Source organism: Enterococcus sp. 12F9_DIV0723 (assembly GCF_002174375.1).
In the GTDB taxonomy this organism is placed as follows: domain Bacteria; phylum Bacillota; class Bacilli; order Lactobacillales; family Enterococcaceae; genus Enterococcus_A; species Enterococcus_A gilvus.
Genome location: NZ_NIBK01000001.1, coordinates 1,294,292 through 1,296,082, shown reverse-complemented (window position 1 = coordinate 1,296,082; position 1,791 = coordinate 1,294,292). Strand labels below are relative to the sequence as shown.

Sequence of the window (1,791 nt, the reverse complement as noted above, 5' to 3'; positions counted from 1 at the left end):
TCAATTTCCTTCTCGTAAAAAAAACGTGGAAGTCTGTCTCTTATACACATCTAGATGTGTATAAGAGACAGCTTCTAATAGTGCGCGATTTCGTTGATCCAATGGTTTCTGTCTCTTATACACATCTAGATGTGTATAAGAGACAGATTATATATCGGTAAGTACTGACAAATCGTAGCCTATAATACGCTATTCATTTTTTGTTTGTCAAGTCAAGTCTAACGAATTTTCTTCCACAAATCATAGGAATCAAAAATATCTTGGGCCTTTTCAACGCAGATTGCACCATCTTGAATCAATTGATGACACCCACTAGAACGACCGTCCAAAATGGATCCTGGAACAACAAAAACATCTTTGCCATAGTCCAGAGCCTGTTGCGCTGTGATCAGTGAACCGCTCCGTTTCTTTGCTTCAACCACCAATACACCACTACTTAATCCGGCAATGATTCGATTACGCATGGGGAAATGAAATTTAGCTGGCGAGGTGCCATTGGGGTATTCACTTAATACTAAATGCTGTTGACTCATTTCTATCTGCAAATTCCCACTACTTTTAGGATAACAAATATCTAAGCCGGTTCCAACTACACCAATCGTTTTTCCTTGATTGCTTATAGCAAATTGATGAGCAAAACTATCAATCCCCTTCGCTAAGCCACTAACGATAACGAATCCTCTTTTAGTCAGCTCGGGCATCAACTCTTCTAATACTTGATACCCATACTTCGTTGCTTCTCGAGCACCGACGACAGCAAGCATATCTCTCTTTAATAATTTTATGTTCCCTTTGTAAAAAATGACTAAAGGAGGTGTTGGGACATGCCTCAACGTCTCTGGATACTCTTCATCTTCAATTGTAATATAGTGATGGGTAGAGTTGATCTCGTGCAAAAAATCATCTGTCAATTCGTTCCAATTATTGGATTTTGTTGTTTGGGCTAATAGTCGAATCTCTAGTCCATCAAAATGCCAACGTTGATGACGCTTTGCGAATTGGTACACACGATGCTTGCCAAAAGCGCCGATACCTTTTGTTAAACTCAAACGTAATAGAAAATTATTTTTCAAAAAAATCCCTCATTTCATATCTTTACTAAAAAGATACGAAAAAAAAGGGATATTCTTTATTTATTTTTAATTGGTGCAAAAGTTTTTCTGTGGATGGGTAAAATTCCTTGTTCATCAATTGCCTTCAAATGTTCTTTGGTCCCGTAACCTGCATTTTTTGCAAATCCATATTCAGGATACCGCTCTCCGTAATTTGCCATCCACTCGTCTCGATAAACTTTGGCAATAATACTTGCAGCAGCTATTGATACTGAACGGGCATCACCTTTGATAATTTTTTCCTGTGGAAGGCCGTTATCTAAAGCCATTGCGTCAATCAGTAAACAATCCGGAGCAATTTCCAAATGATCAATTGCTCGTTGCATAGCAACTTTAGTCGCCTGATAAATGTTTAGCTGATCAATTTCCTCAGCAGTTGCTTCACCAATTCCGATGGCACGAGCATTTTTTTCAATCTCTTTCACCAGCTCCTCTCTTCTATGAGAAGAAAGCTGCTTAGAATCATTTAAACCAAGTATAGCATGTTCATCATTCAAAATTACCGCTGCAGCGACTACCGGACCGGCCAAGGGACCACGTCCCACTCTGTCTCTTATACACATCTAGATGTGTATAAGAGACAGATATAGACATGGATACGCCATATTTTTTTAAAATAAAAAATCCCATTGCAAGAAGCAACGAGATTTCTATTAGATAGTCATAGCTGATAAAGCAT

At 38.5% G+C, this 1,791-nt stretch carries 2 protein-coding genes and 1 pseudogene; all 3 read right to left on the bottom strand.

Annotated features, from left to right (window positions below; all coding sequences use genetic code 11):
- Nucleotides 1-218: 218 nt before the first annotated feature.
- The gene (gene dprA / locus A5868_RS06295) at nucleotides 219-1,073 is read right to left on the bottom strand and encodes a DNA-processing protein DprA (protein ID WP_010780939.1); all 855 of its coding nucleotides are present in this window, start codon (nucleotides 1,071-1,073) and stop codon (nucleotides 219-221) included.
- Nucleotides 1,074-1,129: 56 nt separating this feature from the next.
- Nucleotides 1,130-1,675 (bottom strand): annotated as a pseudogene (locus A5868_RS06290) (ribonuclease HII); the annotation flags it as partial.
- On the bottom strand, nucleotides 1,602-1,791 hold a 190-nt coding region (locus A5868_RS19210; protein ID WP_217867371.1), incomplete at its 5' end, for a hypothetical protein. The gene A5868_RS19210 and the pseudogene A5868_RS06290, both read right to left, overlap by 74 nt.